Origin of the sequence: Cellulomonas sp. McL0617 (genome assembly GCF_049994875.1) — a bacterium.
In the GTDB taxonomy this organism is placed as follows: Bacteria; Actinomycetota; Actinomycetes; order Actinomycetales; family Cellulomonadaceae; genus Cellulomonas.
The window spans coordinates 1,800,648-1,821,964 of sequence record NZ_CP188256.1; the positions used below are offsets into that span (position 1 = coordinate 1,800,648).

The window sequence follows — 21,317 nt, forward strand, 5'->3', positions numbered from 1 at the left end:
TCAGGACTCCTTGCTGAGGGCCGTGCAGCTGTCCGCGTCGGCGAACGCCGACTTCAGGGCGCCGCCGGAGCCGGCCGCCGCGGACAGCAGCGTCGTCGCGTACTCCTTGGCCGCCGTCAGCGCGGTCGACGTGGCGGTGAGTGCGGTACCGGCCGAACCGAGGAACCCGGCGACGTTCGTGGCGTCCGCGGCCTGCTGTGCGGCGGCCCGGGCGTCCCGCGTCGCCGACGTCACGTCGCCGGCGCTCGCCTGCAGGCTCTCCTTCAGGGCGGTGGCCTCGTCGGTGTCCGGGGCGTCGCCGATGGCGGACGTGAGGTCGTCCAGCGACGCACCGGCGGTCGCGACGTTGGCGCCGAGCTGCTTGGTGAGCTGGTCCAGCGCGTCGCCCGAGCCCAGCTGGACGCTCAGGCCGTCCCCGATCGCGCCGATGTTCGTGGTCAGGTCGCCGAGCGCGGTGCACACGTCGTCGGCCCACGCCGCGGCGCTCAGGCCGGTCGGCGTCGGTGTCGGGGTCGGGGTGGGCGTCGCCGCCGGCTCGCCGGACGACGAGCATCCGGCCAACGCCAGCAGCGGGACGACCGCCAGGGCGAGGACGGCGCGGCGGAGCGACGGGCGAGGTCCAGCGGTTCGACGGCTCACCCTCCGCAGACTCGCCTGCGTGAGCGGGCACGTCATCATCCGGTGGAGATGAAGACAGGACGAGGCGGCTCAGCCCAGGAAGAACGACCGGAGCACGGGCGCCAGGGCCGGGGCGTCGACGTCGTGCGTCTGACCCTCGAGCGTCGTGCGGGTGCCGTCCGGGAGCGCGTCGGCGACGGCCTGGCCGGCGGCCGCAAGGAACGGCGGGCTGGCGCCGCCCGTGAGCACCAGGACCGGCACCGCGATCGTCGCCGTCAGCTCGCGCGGGACCCTGCTGCCGGCCATCAGCGCGTTGTCGTAGGCGAGGGTCGGCGCGATCGCCTCGAGGCGGTCCCATCCCGGTCCCGCACGCATGCCGGCGACCGCCGGCTCGGGCACGCCGACATACGAGAGGAAGGCGGCGACCGCGTCCGCGCGGGTCGTCGCCGATGCCAGCTCCGCCGAGTACTGGTCGGCCCGCTCCTGCAGACCCGCCTCGGCGATGTACGGCGGCTCGTAGAGCGCCAGGCGCTCGATGCCGGGTGTCACAGCGGCGGTCGCGAGGGCGAGCGCGCTGCCCGACGACATCGCGTAGACGCGGGCGTGACCGCCTGCCGCATCGATCAGCGCGACGAGGTCCTCGATCTCGCGCTCGACGGCGTACGGGAGCGTGTCCGTGCTCTCGCCCCGGCCGCGGCGGTCGTAGGTGTAGACGGTGAAGTCGCCCTGCAGCAGCTCCGCGAGCGCGTCCATCGGGCCGGCGCCGCGGTAGCACATCGCACCGTCGACCAGGATCAGGGCAGGACCGTCGCCGGTGCGGGTGCAGGCGATCGCGGTGCCGTCGGGGGAGGTCACGGTCGTGCTCATGGTCGTGCTCCGTCGCTGATGTACGCGTCGAACCGGTCGAGGCTGGTCAGGAACCCGGACTGTGCCTGCGGGCTCGCCATCTGGGCGGGCACCCGGACCTGGTGGGTGGTCACCTCGGTGCGTCCGTCGTGCAGGTCCACGAACGTGAGCGTCGTGAGCATGTCGTGGTCGACGTCCCGCCAGACGAGCCGGTCGGGTCGGTCGACCTCGACGTACACGGCACGCATCGTGTACCGCCCGCCGTCCGAGCCGACCATCGTGGTCTCGAACGCGCCGCCGGGCCGTAGGTCGACGGTGATGTTCTCGACCGGCGTCGTGGTGCCCGTCGGACCCCAGAAGTGGGTCAGGTGCGTAGGCGTGGTCATGCAGTCGAACAGCAGCTCGGGCGTCGCGCGGTGGATGCGGCGGAAGGTCAGCTCGGTCACAGTGTCTCCAGGTGGGCGGCGAGGCGGTCGTGCCGGTCGGCCCAGACCTGCCGGTTGGTCTCGATCCAGCCGACGGCGGCCGCGAGGCGGTCGGCATCCAGCGTGCAGGGGCGGGACTGCCCGTCACGCGAACGCGAGACGAGCCGCGCGCGCTCCAGCACGAGCAGGTGCTTGGACACGGCCTGCTGCGAGATGGCGAAGGGCTCGGCCAGCTGGTGGACCGTCGCGTCACCGTGCGTGAGCCGTTCGAGGATCGCGCGGCGGGTGGGGTCCGCGAGCGCGGTGAACACCAGGGTCAGGTCGTCCTGCAGCACGGTCATGTGCCCGATCCTAGCCACAACCAAGCAGTTGTACAACGATCGGGTTGTGAACGGGCGTCCTGGATCGGACCCCGACATAGTGACGGGATGGACGACGAGAAGACGACCCTGCACCGCTACCTGAAGGCCGAGCGCGCGAGCCTGCTGAGCAAGCTCGACGGGCTCGACGAGTATGCGATCCGCCGGCCGATGACCCGTACGGGCACCAACCTGCTCGGTCTGGTGAAGCACGTCGCCAGTGTCGAGGTGGGCTACTTCGGCGAGGTGTTCGACCGCCCGTTCGCGGGGGAGCTGCCCTGGTTCGCGCAGGGCGCACCGGCCAACGCGGACATGTGGGCGACCGCCGACGAGAGCCGCGAGCAGATCGTCGAGCTGCACCACCTCTGCGCCGCGCACAGCGACGCGACGATCGAGGCGCTGTCGCTGGACGCGACCGGCACCGTGCCGTGGTGGAGCGAGCAGAACCGCCGCGTGACCCTGCACCGGATGCTCGTGCACATGAGCGTCGAGACCGCCCGCCACGCCGGCCACGCGGACATCGTGCGTGAGCTGGTCGACGGATCCGTCGGCAGCCGCCCTGAGGACCCGAACGTCCCCGACATCGACTGGGCCGCCTACGTCGAGGGTGTCGAGGCGGCGGCGCGCCGCGTCGGCGGCGTCGAGTGAGGCGGCACACTCATGACGAGCCCCGAACGCACTCGTGCGACGGGGTGGCGGAGGCGGGTAACTCCACCCGTCTGTACGCCCGGTGGTCACCTCGAGGTCGTCCGCCGTCGTCCGCGGCGCCGTGACCAGGGACTACAGTCGGATTTGCCCGGAACGTGCACTCACACAAGGAGCACCACATGTCTGAAGACGCTGCAAACGACATCGAGGTCGTCGCGGCCGTGAGCGATGGGGCCTACACGCTCCTCGTCGCCGACTTCGCCAGCCTGGACGCCGCATGGGAGGCCTACGAGCTGCTCGAGTCGCTCGAGGACGGCCGCACGGTCGAGATCGAGGGCGTCGTGGTCGTCAAGCGGGGCGAGGACGGCAAGCTCGAGGTCCAGAAGGCGACCGACCACAGCACCAAGTCGGGCCTGAAGTGGGGCGTCGTGGGTGGCGTCGTGCTCGGCTTGGTCTTCCCGCCGTCCATCCTCGGCAGCGCCGCTGTCCTGGGTGCCGGTGGCGCGGCGATCGGCAAGGTCCGCGAGCTGCGCAACAAGGGCGAGCTGGCCAAGGAGCTCGAGGACGCGATCCTGCCCGGCCACTCCGGCCTGCTGGCGCTCGTCTCCGACCCGGGCGAGGTCAAGATCCGCAAGGCGCTCGAGAAGGCGGACCGGATCGTCGAGGGTGCCATCGACGACGTCGCCGCCGCCGACATCAAGGCCGCGGCCAAGGATGCCGAGGCCTGAGTCCGACCGACGATGCCCCGGGCGCCATGCCCGGGGCATCGTCGTGCCCGGGACTACTCGATGCAGAACCCGATGTCGACGGGCAGGCTCCGACCCGTCCCGACCGAGTTGATGATCGCCCGGTCCGAGGTGGTCAGCCGCAGGACGTAGCCGCACGGCGTCAGGCCACCGGTGTCCAGCTCCCACGTCGACCCGACCGGGGCCTGCGACGTGGCGATCGACAGGGACGTGGACAGCGCGCCCACCGGCAGCGGGGTCGGCAGGAGGCTGAAGCCCCACGAGTCGAACCACGTGTCGTGGGCGTCGAACGTCCCCAGGATCGTCATGCCCTGCGTGAACTTCCCGCAGCCCTGGGCCGAGAGCTGCCCGGGGTCGACCGCCAGGTGCGCCGAGTTGGCCGGGTCGGCCGAGGCCGTGGCCAGCGTGTTGTCGAGCTGGAACACCTGGGAGTCGACGGTGGTCCCCGAGCCCTGCAGCTCGAGCTCGACCTGCCACACGTCGTCGCCCGAGGAGCGCATGTACCCCAGGGTGCCGAGCGTGTTGGCGTACCAGGTGGGCCAGTCGGTCCAGCCGCCCGCGCCGGGCGTCACCCAGCTGCCGATGGCAGCGGAGCTGACGACGAAGAACGGGTCGGTGACGGGGGTCGGTGTCCCGCCGGTGGTCACGTCGTGCACCATGAGTCGGTACTTGGTCCCGGCGAGCGCCGGGTCCGTCGGACCGTGCACCGTGACCAGGCCGGCGAACGGGCAGCCACGAGCGTCGAGCAGCGCGCCGTTGTAGGCGATGTGCGCGACCGGCGTGGTGACCCCGGTGACGGCGTTGATCTCGGAGGTGGCCACGCCACCGACGATGGTCAGCCGCGCGGTCCCGTCGTAGCCCCGGCCGGGCAGGACGTGGACGGTGGTGCTGAGCTGGTTGCCCCAGTGCGGGACGGCGTCGGGGTCGGTGGTCGACGGCGGCGTGTTCCACGAGAGGACGGCCCGCACCTTGTGGAGGCCGGGTTCGGTGCAGAGGCGCCGGTAGGCGTCGAGGTCGAGCGGCAGCACCGCCGCGTATGACAGCCCGCCCCCGGGCATCGTGATGTAGTCGTGCGCCCCGACCATCACGGTGCCGAGATAGGTGTAGCGGCAGTCGTCGTCGAAGTCGGCCCAGAAGGCCACGTACTCCGTGGACCCCGCCGAGCAGGGCGGGCCGGAGAACCCGGTGGGCCGCTTGACGCGGTACGTGGCGACGAGGTTGCGCGCGGCGTCGTCGAGACCCAGGCACTCGAGCTGCTCGTAGGTGGTGTCGCCCGACCCGTCGCCCAGGGTGGCGACGATGCTGCCCCAGTCCAGGTCGAGCTTTGTGTAGGCCAGGGACGTCGTCGCCAGGGTCGTCGACGACATCGCACTGGCGACCGCCGACGACGACTCGGCGGCCGCGAACCGGTGCGGTGGCACAGGCTCGAGGGCCAGCCGGGCGATGCGCTTGTCGATGGCCCGTTCGGCGAGCACCTTGAGCTTGTCGGGGGAGTAGATCCGGGTCAGCTGGTGGACGGACAGGGGGACCGGGTCGGGTCCCACGGGCGGCAGCGGCTGCGGGTTGAGCGCCACGGGTCCGACCGGGTCGGGCTCCGGGACGGGGATCGGGACGAGCTCCTGCTCGATCAGGGCATCCAGCGCCTTGGGGTCGATCTGCAGGGCCGGGCCGAGCGTGTCGACCACGTCGTGCAGGGTGAACCGGATGCGCGGCCGGATCTGGACGGTGTCCTCCTGGACCTCGCCCCAGACGGGCGGGAACGCGGGGTCCCCGGCTGTCGGTTCGTGCTCCCAGGACAGGATCGCCCGGACGCGCGGCAGCACCGGGGTGGTGCAGAACTTGCGGACCGGGGTCAGGTCGACCCCCGCGACGGCGATGTACGGGTGGTCCGGGCCGCCGGTGCAGTCCGTGCCCAGCGGCACGTCGAAGACGCGTGCGGCGGCCGACCCGGCGTCCACCCAGCCCGACCCGAAGTCGACGAAGAAGCGGACCCACTCGACGGAGCCGTGCGTGCACGGGCCGCCGGAGTAGCCGTAGGCCCGCTTGATGACGATCGTGGCCTCAAGCCGATCACGTTCGGGGCTGTAGGAGACGCAACCGATCTCCTCGTAGGCGGTGTCGGACTGCTTCGGCTCGATCACCGGGAGCAGCTCGGCGAGCGCCTTGTCTGTCAGCGTCCCGAAGTGGTTCGGGTTCGCGGTGATGAGCCGGCGGAACTGCAACCGGGCCGGCTCGATGTCGTCAGCCATGGGCTTCCCCTCTCGAGATGCCGCGGGCGGCTGCCCGCAGCCCGGCGGGGCGCGAGGCAGGGCGCCACGCGTCGTGCCGTTACTCGAGAGGGGTGCGGGATCGACGAGGAGGGTCGGTGGCGCGTGGGTGAAATGCCGGACCCGGGGATCACCCCGCGAGGAGCTCCCGAAGGCTCGTGGGCCGACGGCCGGTCAGGGTCCGGACGGCGTCGCTGGTGCGTGCGAGCTCGCCGGCCGCGATGGCCGTGTACGTGCTGACCCAGGAGTCGACCTGCCAGCGCGGAGCACCGTAGGACGCGCGGGACGCGTACGCCTCCTCGATCGTCTCGTCGTGGAACCGCACGTCCGTGCCCGTCGCCTCGGTCAGGATCGCCGCCACCTCCGTGAGGGAGAGAGCGTCCGGGCCGGTCAGGTCGTAGGCCGCACCGCGGTGCTCGTCGGGCGAGCGGAGCACGGCCACGGCCGAGCGCGCGACGTCGGCCCGGGCCACCGCGGCCACGCGTCCCGTGCCGGCAGGACCGCGGATGACTCCGTCCGGGCCGACGAGGTCGGGCAGGAAGTCGAGATAGAAGCCGTCACGCAGGAACGTGAACGTCATGCCCGACGCGCGGATGTGCTCCTCGGTCGCCCAGTGGTCCCGGGCGAGCGTGAACGTGGCATCGGGCGAAGCGCCCAGGAACGACGTGTAGACGATGTGCCGTACGCCCGCATCTGCGGCCGCGTCGACGAACGTTCGGTGGACGTCCAGGCGGTCCGCGCTCTCGGTCGCGGAGACCATGAACAGCACGTCGACCCCCGCGAGGGCGGCGCGACCGGCGACGGCATCGGCATAGTCGGCGCGACGGACGCCGGCGGCCGCGACGGCGGGCAGCCGGGCGCCGGCGGGGTCGCGCACGACGAGCCGCGCGAGGATGCCGTGGCCCGCGAGCTCCTCGGCGACGAGGCGACCTACCGCACCGGTCGCGCCGGTGACCGCTATCGCTCGTGTCATGTGCCCTGCCTCCTCGGCGACAGTAGCGACGGGCGTCGCTCCCGACCAAGGGTGCGACGCCCGTCAACCGTGTCAGGGCGTGATGGTGAGCGGCTGGCCGCCGGACGTCAGCCGCCAGTCGGGGTTCGTCGCGGAGAACTCCGCCGGGTCGACCACCTGGTGCTGGGTCACCCAGTCGATCAGCAGCTGTCGGATCTCGACCTGCCGGTTGTAGACGACGGGCGCGCCGACCACGCCGGGGAAGTTGCCGCCCCCGGACTGCCGGTAGTTGTTGATCGCGACGACGAACTCCTGGGCGTCGGTGACGGGGAACCCGCCGTAGGCGAGACCCGTGATGCGGCTGCCGACGGGCTGCGCGAGGTCGATGTCGTACGTGAGCGGCTGGTCCAGACCACCCATGACGTCGTAGTTGTAGTCCGGCGTGCCGGTCGGCGCCGTCGGCGTCACCGCGTTGGTGAGGTCCGCCGACGCGTACGTGCCCGGGGTGGGTGCGGGCTTGAAGTACTCCGCCGACTTCTCCAGGTACGCCTTGACCTGCGCGCCCGTGAGCTTGATGCCCAGGAGGGTGTTGTCGTAGATGTACAGCCCCGCCACGTCCCGCACCGAGACGGTGGCCGCCGGGATGGCCGCGTCCTTGTTGAACGGGGCAGCGATGGACAGGACGGGCAGGTCGGCGTCGGCCCCGGTCAGCTCGGCCTTCACCGCTCCCGCCTGCACGTGGTTGATGAAGTCGAGGGCTGCGGTGTCCTCGTAGCGCGCCGTCGCGGCCGACATGGCCTCGGTGGCCGTCCCGATGACGCCGTTGACGTAGGTGACCACCTTCTGCTGGTCCGCCGCCAGCATCGTCACGATCTTCGGGTCCTCGGGCACCGTGTTCGAGTTGAGCACCTGGGCACCCACCGACTGCACCGCCCAGTGGCCCCGCGCGAACGACAGGTCGATGTCGAACACGGACAGCCGCTCGCCCCACTTCAGGGGTTCGGAGAGCACGACGGGCTTCCCGGTCGCGGTGTTGGTCACCACGCGCTGGGCGATCTCCTGGTGGGCGTGCCCGACCAGGATGGCGTCGATGCCCGGCACCTGCTGGGCCACCAGCGTCGCCGCGTTCTCCGGGAACGGCAGCGCGTCACCGTACGACGAGGACGTGTCCGCCCCCGAGTGGGCGGCGACGACGACCACGTCGGCACCCTTGCGCTTCATCTCGGGCACGTAGCGAGCGGCCTGCTCGACCAGCCCGTCGAAGTGCATCTTGCCCTCGACGTTGGCCTTGTCCCAGATCGCGATCCCGGGGTTGGTGAGCCCGAGGATCCCGACGCGGACCGGCTTGCCGTGCGCGGGTTTGACGGTCTTGATGACGTAGGGCGCGAACGCCGGCCGGCCCGTCCCGTCGTCCAGCGCGTTGGCGGCCAGCAACGGGAAGTCCAGCTGGCGCTCGAACGTGCGCAGGTAGGGGATGCCGTAGTTGAACTCGTGGTTGCCGACGGCCGCCGCGTCGTACCCGATGGCGTTCATGGCGGCGGCCATCGGGTGCTCGACGGTCTTGGAGATCGGCTCGACCTTGGCGTAGTAGTACGCGAGCGACGTGCCCTGGATGGTGTCCCCGGCGTCGATCAGGAGTGTGTTGCGGCGGCCCTTGTCGGCGCGCACCTGGTTCACGAGCGTCGAGACCTTGGCCAGGCCCACGTCGTTGTGGGCGCTGTCGTCGTACTCAGCGTTCTTGAAGTAGTCCCAGTTCAGGGCGCTGCCGTGCAGGTCGGTCGTGCCCATGACGGTGAGGTGGTAGTCGTCGGAACTGTGCCCGTGCCCCTCACCGGCCGTGGCCGGTGATGCGAGGGCGACGGTCAGGGCGACGGCTGCTGCCACCGCTCCTGCTCTGGCACCTGCGCGGTGCGAGACGCTGAAACCCATGTCGCAGTCCTCCTGTGTGTCGGCTGTGCACCGGGTTGCGGTACGCCGGGCAACCTAACCCGATCGGGTGGGGCCGACATCTCGAGGCGATCGGGTGACCGAAGTGTTCGGCAGGGGTTCGTCCAGTCGTCGCTTCGTCAGGCGTGGATCCGCGGCAGGCCGAACGGCCGCCAGAGGTCGTCGTCGAGGAAGCGCGTCACGGCCCCGATGCGATCGCCGTCCGGGGTCAGGACGAGCAGGCCACCCCACACTCCGTGCAGGTAGCAACCGAATGCCGGCTGACCGTTCGCGCTCGTCGGCACGACGCTGAGCTCGGAATTGCCGTGCCAGGCCCAGCTCGCCGTCAGGAAGGCGGTGATGTCGGCTGCACCGCGGTACTCGTGCGGTGCCGGCGGCATGGACCACGCCGCGTGCTCGGTCAGCAGCCGGACAACAGCGCCGACGTCGCGGGCGACGAACGCGTCCGCGAACTGCGCCACGAGCTCCGGCGCCGCACCGTCGGGCGTGGACGTTGGTGCGCGCAGCCGGGCGCGTCCGCGCTGGAGGAGTCCCTTGACGGCGAGCGGTGTGGCGCCCAGGATCCCTGCGACCTCGTCGGGCGAGAAGTCGAGCACGTCGCAGAGCACGACGCTGGCCAGCTGGCGGGGCGGGAGAAGCTGCAGCGCGGCCACGAACGCCAGCGAGACGTCGTCATGGGCGTCGCGGCGGCTCGTCGGGTCTGTCTCGAGCCAGTCCGTGGGGCACGGCTGGAGCCAGGTGATCCCTGCGCGTCGGGTCGGCTCTGGCACGTCGAAGGGTGCGACCGGTACCGCGGGCCGACGCCGCCCGGCGCGCAGGGTGTTCAAGCAGGCTCGGGTGGCGATCCGGTACAGCCACGTCCGTAGCGACGAGCGCCCCTCGAACTGCGGCAGCGCGCGCCAGGCCGCCAGGAGCACGTCCTGCAGGACGTCCTCGGCGTCGGTGGCGGACCCCAGCATCCGGTAGCAGTGCATGCGCAGCTCACGCAGGTGGGGCCCGACGAGCGTGCCGAAGTCAGGGTCCGGGCCGTCGACCGGGCCCAGGCCCGGTCTGAGGTCCGGCGCATGTGCCATGGGCGGCAGTATCCGCGTTCCTCCTGATGCTCGCGCGGTGTCTACACCTGTGTCGGCTCACCACACGGAGGTCACCATGAGCAAGGCACTCGACACCTCGGTCGCCTACTTCGCCGCCTGGTCGGGCGGCGACCTGGACGCCGCCATGGCGCACGTGAGCCCGGACGTCGTGGTCGTCGCGCCGGCGGGGCGTCTGCACGGCCCGGACCAGCTCCGCGCGTTCATGGAGCCGTTCGCGCGGATGCTCCTCTCGTCGGCGCTGCTGTCCGCGTTCGGCGACGACGACACCGCACTCCTGTACTACGACACGTCGACGGCGCTCGTCGCGTCCGCGCCGGCCGCTGAGCGGCACACGGTCGTCGACGGACTGATCACGGAGCTGCAGATGGTCTTCGACCGCCTGCCGTTCGAGCAGGCGCGCGCCGCCGCGGGATGACGCGGTCAGGCGGCCCGCGCCCCGTGCGGGCGCTCGCGCCGGCATCGCGTAGCCTCCGGCCATGAGCACCCTGGACGAGGTCGGACGGCGCGACGGCTGGCGATGCTGGCTCTGCGACGAGCCCGTCGACCCCGACGCATCCGTGAACGCCGACCGCGGCCCGAGCATCGACGGGGGAGCGACGCCGAAGGGCAAGAAGCCGGTTCCTGGGTCCGAGCGCCTCGCCCACCGGGCGTGCAACACCCGCAAGGGAGCCGTGAAGCCGGTCGTGCCCTGGTCCTCGGCGTTGTTCGTCGTGGAACCCGCGCCGATCGTGGCGACCGTCGAGCGCCTGACCCGCAAGGGTGGGCGCGAGGTCGTCGGCCGGTGCCCGACCCGAGCCGACGGCGACCAGGCCGCGGCCTGGCTCGAGGACCGTCTCTCCCGGTTCGCGCCCGACCTGCGGGTCGCGGCGAGCGTCGAACCCGGGGGCGGCCAGTTCCTCCTCGTGCTCAGCACGCGCTGACCCCTCGGACGGGGTGTCGCTCTGGCGTTGACCTGCAAGTTCGGCCATGATCCGATTCGGGGTACTTGCCCCGGTCGACCAGTGACGACGGACCTACGAGGGGACCCACGATGACCGAGAAGCACGGTGGACTGGCTGTCGGGATGACGGTGTTCGCGGCGACGATGATGATCGTCATCGGGTTCTTCCAGGCGGTGCAGGGACTCGTGGCGCTGGTCAACGACACGTTCTACGTGGTCGGTCAGAAGTGGCTCTTCGAGTTCGACGTGACGACGTGGGGCTGGATCCACCTGATCCTGGGGATCGTCATCGGGATCGCGGGTGTGTTCGTCCTCGTCGGTCAGGTGTGGGCCCGGACGGTCGGCGTGATCGTCGCCACGGTCAGCGCCGTCGCCAACTTCGCGTGGCTGCCGTACTACCCCGTCTGGGCCGTCACCGTGATCGCGCTCAACATCTTCGTGATCTGGGCGCTGACCGTTCGCGGCCGCGACGTCACCAGCTGAGCGGACCGATCGCCGTACACCGAACGTCCACGTCGTCGCGCTAGCGTGGCGAGGGAGTCGAACCCGACTCGACATCGATGGGAGTCCTCGTGACATCGACCTCAGCGTCTCCGGAGATCGCGGCGCCGCAGAGCGAGCCGACCAGGTGGTGGGCACGCACGCCGGATCAGACTGCTGCCGAGCTGAGCAGCAACCTCGAGACGGGGCTCACCGCGGCCGAGGTGTCGGCGCGGCAGGCTCGCTACGGCCCCAACAAGCTGACCGCGCAGGCGCCGCCGTCCCTGTGGTCGGTGGTGCTCGAGCAGGTGCGCGACCCCATGAACATCATGCTCGTCGCCGTCGCCCTGGTCAGCCTGGCGATCGGTCAGGTGTCGACCGCGCTCATCGTGGGATTCCTGGTCGTGCTCAACGTGCTCATCGGTGCCCGGCAGGAGATGCTCGCGCGCAAGAGCGTCGACGCCCTCGCCACGATGCAGGAGCCGCAGTCGCGGGTCCGGCGCGACGGCACGCTCGTGCAGATCCCCGCCAGCCAGCTGGTGCCGGGGGACGTCGTCGAGCTGGAGGCCGGCGACATCGTGCCGGCCGACGGACGACTCGTCCGCACCGCCACGATGGAGACGCAGGAGGCGGCCCTCACGGGGGAGAGCGCGCCGATCGGCAAGGACGTCCTGGTCCTGGCCGACGACGCGGTCCCGTTGGGCGACCGCGCCAACATGGCGTTCCAGAACACGTCGGTCACCCGCGGCACGGGAACGATGCTCGTCACCGCGACCGGCATGACCACGCAGATCGGGAACATCGCAACGTTGCTCTCCTCGGTGGAGAAGACGAAGTCGCCCCTGCAGCGCGAGCTCGACCGGCTGACCAAGGTGCTCGGCGCGATCGCGTGGAGCGCCGTCGCGGTCATCGTGCTCATCGGGATCCTGCGCGGCCAGTCCGCGAGCGACCTGCTCTTCCTCGCCACGGCCGTCGCGATCTCGGCGATCCCCACCGGCCTGCCGACCTTCGTGCAGGCGATGCTCGCGTACGGCGCACGGCAGCTCGCCGACGCCAAGGCGGTCGTCGCGAACCTGAACGACGTGGAGACGCTCGGCGCGACGAGCTCGATCAACTCCGACAAGACCGGGACCCTGACCCTCAACGAGATGACGGTGACCGCGCTGTTCACGGTGGGCCGGCATTTCACGGTCGAGGGGACCGGGTACGGCAAGACGGGCTCGATCCTGCACGCGGCCGGCGACGAGGTCCCTGACCTGACCCCGCTGGCGTTCGGGCTGTGCCTGGCCAGCGACGCCACCGTGTCGGACTCGGGCGACATCATCGGCGACCCCACCGAGGCGGCGCTCGTCGTGCTGGCTGCGAAGATCGGGGTCGACGCCGAGGAGAGCCGTCGGTCCTACCCGCGCGTGGCAGAGGTGCCCTTCGACTCGGCGTACAAGTTCATGGCGACGACGCAGTGGGTGCCCTGGCGTGGCGACCGCACCCTCGTCGAGGTGGTCAAGGGCGGCCCCGACGTCGTCCTGCAGCGCTGCACGAAGGCGCTGGCCGGCCCGGGGGAGTTCGTCGACCTGGAGACGATGCGCGCCGAGATCGAGGCCGAGCAGGACCGGCTGTCGCGGCAGGGCCTGCGGACCCTCGCGTTCGCGGCGCGATTCCTGACGGCCAAGGACGAGCCGCTGATCGTGGCCGACCCGATGTCCTACGTCGAGGAGCTCGTGTTCGTCGGCCTCGTCGGCATCGTCGACCCGCTGCGCCCGACGGCCAAGGTGGCCGTCGAGATCGCGCTGAAGGCCGGCATCGAGGTCCGCATGATCACCGGCGACCACGCGGTCACGGCGAGCGCGATCGGTGCGCAGCTCGGACTCGGCCCCGGCGCGATCAGCGGCCCCGAGCTGGCGAAGCTCACCGACGAGGAGCTGCTCGCGCAGCTGCCCAACCTGCACGTGTTCGGACGCGTCACCCCGGAGGACAAGCTCCGCCTGGTCCAGCTCATGCAGCGCGAGGGCCTGGTGGTCGCCATGACCGGCGACGCCGTGAACGACGCGGCTGCGATCAAGCAGGCGGACATCGGCGTCGCGATGGGGTCGGGCAGCGAGGTGACGAAGCAGGCCGCGCGCCTGGTGCTCACCGACGACAACTTCAGCACCCTGGTGCACGCCGTCGAGCTGGGCCGCAGCATCTACCAGAAGATCACCGCGTACATCCGGTTCCAGATGAGCCAGCTGATCGGGCTCGTGCTGCTGTTCCTGGCGGCCAGCATCTTCAACATCGCCGACGGCGTCGCGATGACCCCGATGATGGTGCTGTTCCTCAACTTCTTCGTCTGCGTGTTCCCGGTGATCGCGATCATGCTCGACCCGGTCGGGCCCGGGATCATGGACCGGGTGCCCCGTGACCCGAAGCTGGGCATCAGCAACCGGCGTGCGGTGGGTCGCTGGATCCTCTACGGCGCGGTCCTGTGCATCTCCTCGGGCATTCCCCTGGTGCTGGGACCGGACACCCCGAACCCCGACCACCCGACGGCGTCGATGACCATGGCCTTCGTCGTCATGGGGCTCGGGTCGGTGCTCTCGGGACTCGTGCTGCGGCGCGAGCCGGAATCCGGGCTGGCCGCGCCCCTGCTCACGGCGGTCAAGGTGCTCTCGGGTCCGATCGCCCTCATCGTCCTGGCCACCCAGCTGAACTTCCTGCAGGGCTGGCTCACCACCCAGGCGCTGACCGGCAACCAGTGGCTCATCTGCCTGGGCCTGGCGCTGCTGCTCCCGATCGTCGCCGAGCTCGACAAGGTGTTCATGCGGCGGCACGCCTCGACCACGCCGGTCCTGGAGACGCAGGACGCCGTCGCCCCGGCGCGTGCGCGGGTCTAGGGCGGTCCAGCCGGGCGGAGGGAGAACGACGTGGTCCTGATCGGCGCGCACACGCACGGCGACGACCCGGTGGCGACCGCCGCCGAGCTCGGCGCGCAGTGCGTCCAGCTGTTCCTCGCCGACCCGCAGGGCTGGAAGAAGCCGGTGCCCCGCGCCGACGCCGACGCGCTGGTGGCTTCGGGGCTCGGCATCTACGCACACGCGCCGTACCTGGTGAACGTCGCGTCGACCAACAACCGGATCCGCATCCCGAGCCGGAACATGATCGCGCAGCACGCGTCGGCCGCGGCCGACCTGGGCGCGCGCGGGCTGGTCGTGCACGGCGGCCACGTGGGGGACGGCGACGACATCGCGACCGGCATCGACAACTGGCGCAAGACGTTCGAGCGCGCGACGTTCCCGGTGCGGGTCCTGGTGGAGAACACCGCCGGCGGCGAGAACGCCTGCGCGCGCACGCTCGACCGGATAGCGCTGCTGTGGGACGCGATCGGGCAGTACGACGTCGGCCTGTGCCTGGACACGTGCCACGCGTGGGCGGCGGGCGAGGACCTCGAGACGATCGTCGACCGGGTCCGCGCCATCACGGGACGCATCGACCTCGTGCATGCGAACAGCTCCCGCGACGACGCCGGCTCCCAGCGGGACCGGCACGCCGGCTACGCGACCGGCACGATCCCGCCCGAGCTCGTCGCGCACGTGGTCCGGGAGGCCGGGTGCGACGCGATCGTCGAGACGCCGCCCGAGGGGCAGGCCGCCGACATCGCGTTCCTGCGCGCCGCGCTCGCCGGCTGAACGGCTCAGATCCGGCCGCGCACCGGGGTGCGCTCGGTCGGGTCCGGCGGCATCTCCATCTCGGCCCGGACGCCGAGCAGCCGGACCTCGCGGTCCTCCAGTGTCGCCGCGAGAGCGCGGGCCGCCCCGACGACGACGTCGGCGTCGCGCGTCGGGGCGGGCAGCTTGCGGCTCAGCGTCTTGGTGACGAACGGGGCGTACCGCACCTTGAGCGCGACCCGGACGACCAGGCGTCCGTCCTGCGCCGTGTCCAGCACGACGTCGCGCGCCAGGACCTCGACGGCGTCACGCACCTGCTCGGGCGTCGTCAGGTTCTGCTGGTAGGTGGTCTCGCGGCTGTGCCCGCGTGGGACCCACGGGGTGTCGTCGACCGTCGTCGGCCCGAGTCCCTGCCCGAGCCCGTGGTACCACAGGCCCATCCTCGGCCCGAACTGCTCCACCAGCGCCTCGGCGTCCGCGTCGGCCAGCTCCCGGACGGTCGTGATGCCGAGCGCGGTCAGGCGGCCCGACACCTTCGACCCGACGCCCCACAGGTCCCTGGTCGGCCGGTGGCCCATGACCTCGAACCAGTTCTCCGCGGTCAGCCGGAACACGCCTGCGGGCTTGCCGAACTCCGTCGCGATCTTGGCCCGCACCTTGTTGTCGCCGATGCCCACCGAGCAGTGCAGCCGGGTCTCGGCCAGCACCACGTCCTGCGCGCGTGCCGCCAGGGCCTCCGGGTCGTCGGTGACCACGCCGAGGAACGCCTCGTCCCAGCCGAGCACCTCGACGACGGCCCCGAGCGTCCGCAGCGCCGCCATGACCTCGTCCGAGGCGGCCTCGTACGCCGGGGCGTCGACCGGCAGGAACACCGCGTCGGGCAGCTTGCGCGCCGCCACCCGTAGCGGGAGTCCGGAGTGCACCCCGAACGCGCGCGCCTCGTACGACGCGGTCGACACGACACCGCGCTCGGTCGGGTCGCCGCGCCCGCCGACGACCACCGGCCTGCCGGCCAGCTCCGGGTTGCGCAGGACCTCGACCGCCGCGACGAACTGGTCGAGGTCGACGTGCAGCACCCACGGCGCGGGGACGTTCATGCACCGAGTCTGCCGGTCCGGCATCGTTGACACCCCCTCGGACGTGCGACGACACTGCGAACTGCCCGCAGGACCGGTCGGGACGCGGGCCGAAGGACGGTCTGCGTGCCGCCCGCGCCGGCCGACCCGGAGGTCCAGGTGGCGGCCGAGGTCCCGAGCACCCCGATGCCGGACGACCGCGTGCTGCGCGCCACGCGGGTCGTGTCGATCGTCATCGTCCCGTTCCTGCTGCTGGCCTGGGCCGTGCTCTACCCGTGGCCGAGCGACACCGGCCGGCTGTTCGCGTGGACGATCAAGGCCCACCTGTCGGCGATGGTCCTCGGGTCGGCCTACCTCGGCGGCGCCTACTTCTTCGTGCGGGCGGCCGGGGCGTCCGGCTGGCACACGATCAAGGCCGGCTTCCCGCCCGTCGGCCTGTTCGCCACCCTGATGGGCGTTGCGACGCTCCTGCACTGGGAGACCTTCGTCCACGGGCACGTCGCGTTCTGGCTCTGGGTGCTGCTCTACTTCACGACGCCGTTCCTCATCGCGTGGGTCTGGTGGCGCAACCGGGTGCACGACGCACCGGCCGCCGCCGACGACCTCCGTCTGCCGGGTGCCGCCGCCGCGGTGATCGCCGGCGTCGGGGGCCTCGCCCTGGTCACCGGCCTGTTCCTGTTCGTCGCCCCCGCGACGGCCGTCTCGATCTGGCCGTGGCCCCTGACGCCGCTGACCGCCCGCGTGATGGGAGCCGTCTTCTGCCTGGGGTCCGCCGGCCTCGGTGCCATCCGGGAGCAGCGGTGGAGCAGCGCGCGCATCCCTGTGCAGGTGGCCCTCGTGATGCTCGTCCTGCTCGTCGTCGCGGGCGTCCGCGGGCGGTCCTCGCTGGACCCGGCGCGACCCTTGACCTGGCTGTTCGTGGTGGGGTTCGTCGGCCTCACGCTCTCGACCGCCGCCCTGTATGTGCGGATGGAGCGGCGGTCGCCGTGACGAGCGGCGAGCTCGACGCGCTGCTGCTGCGCATGCGGACGGACCTCGGGTCCCTGGACGGCGACGTGCGGCGGTTCTTCCACGCCACGTACCTGCGCACCACCGTCGCGGTCGCGGACGAGATCGCGGCCGGCGGGTTCGCCGATCCCGGCTGGGTCGCGCGGTGGGACGTCGCCTTCGCCGAGCTCTACCTCGAGGCCCTCGACGCCGACCGCGCGGGCAGACCCGTGTCGGGGCCGTGGAGGGTGGCGTTCGGTGCGCGCCCGGGGCTCCCACCCTTGCGCCACGTGCTGCTCGGGCTCAACGCGCACATCAACTACGACCTCCCGCGGGCCCTGCTCGCGGTGATCTCGTCCGCCGAGTTCGACGAGCCTGACGTGCTGCAGCGCCGGTCGGCCGACCACCAGCACCTCGACCTGGTGCTGCAGGCCCGCGTCGGAGCCGAGGACGACGAGCTCAGCGCGGTCTCCCGCGTCACACCGCTCGACCGGCTCCTACGGCCCGCCAACCGGGCTGCGTCCCGACGCTTCCTGGCCGAGGCCCGCGCGAAGGTGTGGCGCAACGCCGTCGTGCTCGACCGGGCGCGGCGCGTCGGTCGCTACGAGCCTGTCCTGGCCGAGCTGGAGGTCCTGTGCGCCGATCGGGTTCGGGACCTGCTGCCGTCGGGCCAGGTCCTGCTCAGCCTGGCCCGCCGCGGCTTCGGGGTCCTGCTCCCGGGCGCCTGACCTTGCTCCCGCTCATCCGGGCGTCGTCCTGGGACGGCCGGCGCCACCGGCCAGGCGCCGCGTCACCCGGTGCGCCTCGAGCAGGAGCAGCCGTCCGAGCTCGGCCTGCCGGTCCGTCTGGAAGCGCGTCTCGATGCCGGTGAGCGTCAACGCCCACATCGGGCGGTTGCCCCGGTCGAAGATGGCCGCGGCCATGCCCCAGCTGCCCTCGACGATCCGGCCGGGGTTCACGACGTAGCCGAGCCGTTTCGCGTCGGCGATGGTCTGGCGGATCGCGGGGACCGACTGGGCGACGCCCCAGCGGCCGCCGCGCAGGTCCAGCCGGGCGAGGGCGTCCTCGCGCTCGGCCTCATCGAGGTGGGCCAGGATCGCCAGGCCGGCCGACCCGATGCCGAGCGGGAAGCGTGAGCCCTCGGTCAGGACGAACGACCGGACCGGGAAGCTGCCCTCCTCGCGCAGGAGGCAGATCGTCTCGTTGCCGCGCCGCATCGACAGGAACGCGGACTCGCCGGTCGCGGCCGCGAGCCGCACCAACGACGGGTGGGCGAGCTCCTCGATGGGGAACCGGCTCGCCGACGCCGTGCCCATCACGTACATCTCCGGGCCGAGGAACCACCGGCCCGTCTCGTCGTCGTGGTCGAGCAGTCCCTCGACGGCGAGCGCACTGAGCAGCCGGTGCACGGTCGGCTTGGTGAGGCCGGTGCTCTCGACGAGGTCGCTGAGACGGGCACCGGCGTCCCGGGCGAGCGAGATCTGACGCAGGAGCGCACCGACGCGCTGCACCACCTGAGTGCCCGGCGGATGGGGTGCGACGGACGAGAGAAAGTCCACCATGTGAAACATCACCTCCGAGATTCCACATCGTAGTCCACATGATGAAAGTCCTCCGTGGACGACGTACGGTCGCGACGATTCAGCGATCGAGCGCTCGAAGGAGAGACGTGTCGAAGCAGGTGGAGAGCGCGGCGTCGGCCGTCCGGGACGTGATCCGGGACGGCATGACCATCGCGGTCGGCGGGTTCGGGCTCAGCGGGAACCCGTTCGACCTCATCGACGCGGTCCGCGACTCGGGGGCGCGCGAGCTCGTGATCGTCTCGAACAACATGGGCGTCGACGGCGTCGGGCTCGGGGTCCTGCTCGAGAACAACCAGGTGGCCAGGGTCGTCGCGTCCTACGTGGGGGAGAACAAGCTGTTCGCGCAGCAGTACCTCTCCGGCGAGCTCGAGGTGGAGTTCGTGCCGCAGGGCACGCTCGCCGAACGTCTGCGCGCGGGCGGCGCGGGCATCCCTGCGTTCTACACGCGCACCGGCGTCGGGACGCAGGTCGCGCAGGGCAAGCCGACCGCGGACTTCGACGGGGTCACCTACCTGCAGGAGCGCGCGATCACCGCCGACCTGGCCCTGGTCCGCGCGCACCGCTCCGACTCGGCCGGCAACCTGACCTACCGCTACACGGCCCGCAACTTCAACCCGGCCGTCGCGACCGCGGGCCGGATCACGGTGGCCGAGGTCGAGGAGATCGTCGAGGCCGGCGCCATCGACCCGGATGTCGTCGCGACGCCCGGGATCTTCGTCCAGCGCATCGTGCTCGCCTCGCCCCGCACGAAGCCCATCGAGCAGCGCACCGTGCGACCCCGCGTCGCGACGGGCGCGTGAGGAGAACGGACATGCCCTGGACACGGGACGAGATGGCCGCCCGGGCCGCCTCCGAGCTGCGCGACGGTGCGTACGTCAACCTGGGGATCGGCATCCCGACCCTCGTCGCCAACAACATCCCCGACGGGCTCACCGTCACTCTGCAGAGCGAGAACGGGCTGCTCGGCATGGGGCCGTTCCCGTTCGAGGGCGACGAGGACGCGGACCTCATCAACGCCGGCAAGCAGACGGTCACGGTGCTGCCGGGCGGGTCGATCTTCGACTCGGCGGTCTCGTTCGGGATGATCCGCGGCGGCCACGTCGACATCGCGTTCCTCGGCGCGATGGAGGTGTCCGGCACGGGTGACCTGGCCAACTGGGCGATCCCCGGCAGGCTGGTGAAGGGCATGGGCGGGGCGATGGACCTCGTCGCCGGCACCAAGCGCGTCGTCGTCCTCACCGAGCACACGGCCAGGGACGGGTCGCCCAAGATCGTCGACCACTGCACGCTGCCGCTCACGGGGCTGCGCTGCGTCCAGCGCATCATCACCAACCTCGCCGACTTCGAGGTGACGCCGGACGGCCTGGTGCTCACCTCCCTCGCCCCGGACGTGACCCTGGACGAGGTCCGCGCGTCCACCGGTGCGTCCTTCGAGATCGAGATGGCGGTGGCCCGATGAGCCTGCGCGAACGCTTCGGCACGGATGTCCTGCTCACCGGCTGGGGCCACTCCCCGTTCGGCAAGCTCACGGACGAGACCCTCGAGTCGCTGATCGTCCAGGTCGCGCGCGACGCGATCGACGCCAGCGGGCTCGAGGCCCGGGACATCGACGAGATCTACCTCGGCCAGTTCAACTCGGGCCTCCTCCCGCTCGGCTTCGCCTCCTCGCTGGCACTGCAGGTGTCCGACGACCTCGCCGGCACCCCCGCCACGCGCGTCGAGAACGCGTGCGCGTCCGGCTCCGCGGCGCTCCAGCAGGGCGTCAAGTCGCTGCTGGCGGGGACGGCCAAGGCGGTCCTGGTGATCGGGGCGGAGAAGATGACGCACGCCCCGGCGTCCGTCGTCGGCGCGGCCCTGCTCGGCGCGGACTACGAGTCGGCGGGCACCGAGTCGACGAGCGGCTTCGCGGGGCTGTTCGCGACGACGGCCAACGCCTACCAGGACCGGTTCGGCAGCGTCTCGGACGTCCTGGGGTCGATCGCGTCGAAGAACCACCACAACGGCATGGCCAACCCCTACGCCCAGCTGCACAAGGAGCTGTCCGTCGAGTTCTGCCGCACCGTCTCGGACCGCAACCCGATGGTCGCCGACCCGTTGCGCCGCACCGACTGTTCGCCGGTCTCCGACGGCGCCGCCGCCGTCGTCCTGACCACGGCCCCCGTCACCGGCGCCGCGACCGCACCCGTGCGCCTCGCCGGCTTCGCCCAGGCCAACGACTTCCTGCCCGCGAGCAAGCGCGACCCTGTCGCGTTCGCGGGCAGCGTCGCCGCCTGGAACGGCGCGCTCGCCATGGCCGGCGTGACAGTCGACGACCTCGACCTCGCCGAGGTGCACGACTGCTTCACCATCGCCGAGCTCATCCTGTACGAGGTGATGGGCCTGGCCCCGCGCGGCAAGGGTGCGATCGCGATCGAGGACGGCTCCGTCTACCGCGACGGCCGGTTGCCCGTGAACCTCTCGGGCGGACTCAAGGCGAAGGGTCACCCGGTCGGCGCGACCGGCGTCTCCCAGCACGTGGTCGCCGCGATGCAGCTGTCCGGGACCGCCGGCGAGATGCAGCTGCCCGGGGCTCGGCGAGCAGCCGTGCACAACATGGGCGGCCTCGCGGTGGCCAGCTACGTGAGCGTCGTCGAGTCCGTGTGACCGCACCGGGGTCCTCGCAGCGCCGTGTTGCTGGACGACCACCTCGCGGTGACGATGGACCTGCT

Annotated in this window: 22 protein-coding genes; 12 read left to right on the top strand and 10 right to left on the bottom strand. The window is 71.6% G+C overall.

Annotation, left to right across the window (positions count from 1 at the left end; all coding sequences use genetic code 11):
* From ACPPVS_RS08140 to ACPPVS_RS08155, 4 genes are all read right to left on the bottom strand, one after another.
* Positions 1-639, bottom strand: coding sequence for a hypothetical protein (locus ACPPVS_RS08140; RefSeq protein WP_426595543.1), 639 nt, complete (start codon positions 637-639; stop codon positions 1-3).
* A 69-nt stretch (positions 640-708) separates the two neighbouring features.
* Positions 709-1,485 carry an alpha/beta fold hydrolase gene (locus ACPPVS_RS08145; protein WP_426595544.1) on the bottom strand — a complete coding sequence of 259 codons (777 nt, stop codon included), beginning with the start codon at positions 1,483-1,485 and terminating at the stop codon, positions 709-711.
* Positions 1,482-1,910, bottom strand: a complete 429-nt coding sequence (locus ACPPVS_RS08150; protein ID WP_426595545.1) for an SRPBCC family protein — start codon at positions 1,908-1,910, stop codon at positions 1,482-1,484. The genes ACPPVS_RS08145 and ACPPVS_RS08150 overlap by 4 nt, the downstream gene beginning before the upstream one ends.
* Positions 1,907-2,230, bottom strand: coding sequence for an ArsR/SmtB family transcription factor (locus ACPPVS_RS08155; RefSeq protein ID WP_426595546.1), 324 nt, complete (start codon positions 2,228-2,230; stop codon positions 1,907-1,909). Before ACPPVS_RS08155 ends, ACPPVS_RS08150 begins: the two co-directional genes overlap by 4 nt.
* 87 nt (positions 2,231-2,317) lie before the next feature.
* Between ACPPVS_RS08155 and ACPPVS_RS08160 the strand changes: the two genes are divergently transcribed.
* Both ACPPVS_RS08160 and ACPPVS_RS08165 read left to right on the top strand, forming a co-directional pair.
* Positions 2,318-2,896, top strand: a complete 579-nt coding sequence (locus ACPPVS_RS08160; protein ID WP_426595547.1) for a DinB family protein — start codon at positions 2,318-2,320, stop codon at positions 2,894-2,896.
* 179 nt (positions 2,897-3,075) lie between these two features.
* Positions 3,076-3,624 (top strand): DUF1269 domain-containing protein, encoded by a 549-nt coding sequence (locus tag ACPPVS_RS08165; protein WP_426595548.1) that lies wholly within the window; start codon positions 3,076-3,078, stop codon positions 3,622-3,624.
* A gap of 53 nt (positions 3,625-3,677) precedes the next feature.
* Here the strand turns inward: ACPPVS_RS08165 and ACPPVS_RS08170 are convergent, their stop codons facing one another.
* The 4 genes from ACPPVS_RS08170 to ACPPVS_RS08185 form a co-directional block, all read right to left on the bottom strand.
* Positions 3,678-5,891, bottom strand: a complete 2,214-nt coding sequence (locus tag ACPPVS_RS08170; RefSeq protein WP_426595549.1) for a hypothetical protein — start codon at positions 5,889-5,891, stop codon at positions 3,678-3,680.
* 148 nt (positions 5,892-6,039) lie between these two features.
* The gene (locus ACPPVS_RS08175) at positions 6,040-6,882 is read right to left on the bottom strand and encodes an SDR family oxidoreductase (RefSeq protein WP_426595550.1); all 843 of its coding nucleotides are present in this window, start codon (positions 6,880-6,882) and stop codon (positions 6,040-6,042) included.
* A gap of 72 nt (positions 6,883-6,954) precedes the next feature.
* Positions 6,955-8,745 (bottom strand): bifunctional metallophosphatase/5'-nucleotidase, encoded by a 1,791-nt coding sequence (locus ACPPVS_RS08180; RefSeq protein ID WP_426595551.1) that lies wholly within the window; start codon positions 8,743-8,745, stop codon positions 6,955-6,957.
* 182 nt (positions 8,746-8,927) lie between these two features.
* Positions 8,928-9,881 (bottom strand): RNA polymerase subunit sigma-70, encoded by a 954-nt coding sequence (locus ACPPVS_RS08185; protein WP_426595552.1) that lies wholly within the window; start codon positions 9,879-9,881, stop codon positions 8,928-8,930.
* Positions 9,882-9,957: 76 nt separating this feature from the next.
* Here ACPPVS_RS08185 and ACPPVS_RS08190 point away from each other — a divergent pair, with 76 nt between their 5' ends.
* The 5 genes from ACPPVS_RS08190 to ACPPVS_RS08210 all read left to right on the top strand — a co-directional run bounded on the left by ACPPVS_RS08190 (position 9,958) and on the right by ACPPVS_RS08210 (position 14,984).
* Positions 9,958-10,317, top strand: a complete 360-nt coding sequence (locus tag ACPPVS_RS08190) for a nuclear transport factor 2 family protein (protein ID WP_426595553.1) — start codon at positions 9,958-9,960, stop codon at positions 10,315-10,317.
* Between the two features lie 61 nt (positions 10,318-10,378).
* A complete protein-coding gene (locus ACPPVS_RS08195) occupies positions 10,379-10,822 on the top strand; it encodes a hypothetical protein (RefSeq protein WP_426595554.1) in 444 nt (147 codons plus the stop codon).
* Between the two features lie 110 nt (positions 10,823-10,932).
* Complete coding sequence (locus ACPPVS_RS08200) at positions 10,933-11,325, top strand: DUF7144 family membrane protein (protein ID WP_426595555.1); 393 nt, start codon at positions 10,933-10,935, stop codon at positions 11,323-11,325.
* An 89-nt stretch (positions 11,326-11,414) separates the two neighbouring features.
* Positions 11,415-14,192: a cation-translocating P-type ATPase gene (locus tag ACPPVS_RS08205; protein WP_426595556.1), complete on the top strand. Its 2,778-nt coding sequence runs from the start codon at positions 11,415-11,417 to the stop codon at positions 14,190-14,192.
* Positions 14,193-14,222: 30 nt separating this feature from the next.
* Positions 14,223-14,984 (top strand): deoxyribonuclease IV, encoded by a 762-nt coding sequence (locus tag ACPPVS_RS08210; protein ID WP_426595557.1) that lies wholly within the window; start codon positions 14,223-14,225, stop codon positions 14,982-14,984.
* Positions 14,985-14,989: 5 nt separating this feature from the next.
* Here the strand turns inward: ACPPVS_RS08210 and ACPPVS_RS08215 are convergent, their stop codons facing one another.
* Entirely contained in the window at positions 14,990-16,060 is a 1,071-nt protein-coding gene (locus tag ACPPVS_RS08215; RefSeq protein ID WP_426595558.1) for a DNA polymerase IV, read from the bottom strand.
* 105 nt (positions 16,061-16,165) lie between these two features.
* On the opposite strand from ACPPVS_RS08215, the gene ACPPVS_RS08220 reads away from it, so the two are divergent.
* Both ACPPVS_RS08220 and ACPPVS_RS08225 read left to right on the top strand, forming a co-directional pair.
* Positions 16,166-17,029, top strand: a complete 864-nt coding sequence (locus ACPPVS_RS08220; RefSeq protein ID WP_426595559.1) for a hypothetical protein — start codon at positions 16,166-16,168, stop codon at positions 17,027-17,029.
* Positions 17,026-17,754, top strand: a complete 729-nt coding sequence (locus ACPPVS_RS08225) for a DUF5995 family protein (protein ID WP_426595560.1) — start codon at positions 17,026-17,028, stop codon at positions 17,752-17,754. Before ACPPVS_RS08220 ends, ACPPVS_RS08225 begins: the two co-directional genes overlap by 4 nt.
* Before the next feature lie 12 nt (positions 17,755-17,766).
* On the opposite strand, the gene ACPPVS_RS08230 is transcribed toward ACPPVS_RS08225, so the two are convergent.
* The gene (locus tag ACPPVS_RS08230) at positions 17,767-18,588 is read right to left on the bottom strand and encodes an IclR family transcriptional regulator (protein WP_426595561.1); all 822 of its coding nucleotides are present in this window, start codon (positions 18,586-18,588) and stop codon (positions 17,767-17,769) included.
* 164 nt (positions 18,589-18,752) lie between these two features.
* On the opposite strand from ACPPVS_RS08230, the gene ACPPVS_RS08235 reads away from it, so the two are divergent.
* The 3 genes from ACPPVS_RS08235 to ACPPVS_RS08245 are packed head-to-tail and all read left to right on the top strand — an operon-like array spanning position 18,753 to position 21,252.
* Positions 18,753-19,409 (top strand): CoA transferase subunit A, encoded by a 657-nt coding sequence (locus ACPPVS_RS08235; protein WP_426595913.1) that lies wholly within the window; start codon positions 18,753-18,755, stop codon positions 19,407-19,409.
* An 11-nt stretch (positions 19,410-19,420) separates the two neighbouring features.
* Positions 19,421-20,068 (top strand): CoA transferase subunit B, encoded by a 648-nt coding sequence (locus tag ACPPVS_RS08240; protein WP_426595562.1) that lies wholly within the window; start codon positions 19,421-19,423, stop codon positions 20,066-20,068.
* Complete coding sequence (locus ACPPVS_RS08245) at positions 20,065-21,252, top strand: acetyl-CoA acetyltransferase (RefSeq protein WP_426595563.1); 1,188 nt, start codon at positions 20,065-20,067, stop codon at positions 21,250-21,252. Before ACPPVS_RS08240 ends, ACPPVS_RS08245 begins: the two co-directional genes overlap by 4 nt.
* Positions 21,253-21,317 lie beyond the last annotated feature (65 nt).

Bases quoted from the DNA above. Each gene is read 5' to 3' on its own strand.
- ACPPVS_RS08145 (WP_426595544.1), bottom strand. From the start codon at position 1,485: ATGAGCACGACCGTGACCTCCCCCGACGGCACCGCGATCGCCTGCACC.
- ACPPVS_RS08155 (WP_426595546.1), bottom strand. From the start codon at position 2,230: ATGACCGTGCTGCAGGACGACCTGACCCTGGTGTTCACCGCGCTCGCG.
- ACPPVS_RS08160 (WP_426595547.1), top strand. From the start codon at position 2,318: ATGGACGACGAGAAGACGACCCTGCACCGCTACCTGAAGGCCGAGCGC.
- ACPPVS_RS08165 (WP_426595548.1), top strand. From the start codon at position 3,076: ATGTCTGAAGACGCTGCAAACGACATCGAGGTCGTCGCGGCCGTGAGC.
- ACPPVS_RS08170 (WP_426595549.1), bottom strand. From the start codon at position 5,891: ATGGCTGACGACATCGAGCCGGCCCGGTTGCAGTTCCGCCGGCTCATC.
- ACPPVS_RS08175 (WP_426595550.1), bottom strand. From the start codon at position 6,882: ATGACACGAGCGATAGCGGTCACCGGCGCGACCGGTGCGGTAGGTCGC.
- ACPPVS_RS08185 (WP_426595552.1), bottom strand. From the start codon at position 9,881: ATGGCACATGCGCCGGACCTCAGACCGGGCCTGGGCCCGGTCGACGGC.
- ACPPVS_RS08190 (WP_426595553.1), top strand. From the start codon at position 9,958: ATGAGCAAGGCACTCGACACCTCGGTCGCCTACTTCGCCGCCTGGTCG.
- ACPPVS_RS08195 (WP_426595554.1), top strand. From the start codon at position 10,379: ATGAGCACCCTGGACGAGGTCGGACGGCGCGACGGCTGGCGATGCTGG.
- ACPPVS_RS08200 (WP_426595555.1), top strand. From the start codon at position 10,933: ATGACCGAGAAGCACGGTGGACTGGCTGTCGGGATGACGGTGTTCGCG.
- ACPPVS_RS08215 (WP_426595558.1), bottom strand. From the start codon at position 16,060: ATGAACGTCCCCGCGCCGTGGGTGCTGCACGTCGACCTCGACCAGTTC.
- ACPPVS_RS08230 (WP_426595561.1), bottom strand. From the start codon at position 18,588: ATGGTGGACTTTCTCTCGTCCGTCGCACCCCATCCGCCGGGCACTCAG.
- ACPPVS_RS08235 (WP_426595913.1), top strand. From the start codon at position 18,753: ATGACCATCGCGGTCGGCGGGTTCGGGCTCAGCGGGAACCCGTTCGAC.
- ACPPVS_RS08240 (WP_426595562.1), top strand. From the start codon at position 19,421: ATGCCCTGGACACGGGACGAGATGGCCGCCCGGGCCGCCTCCGAGCTG.
- ACPPVS_RS08245 (WP_426595563.1), top strand. From the start codon at position 20,065: ATGAGCCTGCGCGAACGCTTCGGCACGGATGTCCTGCTCACCGGCTGG.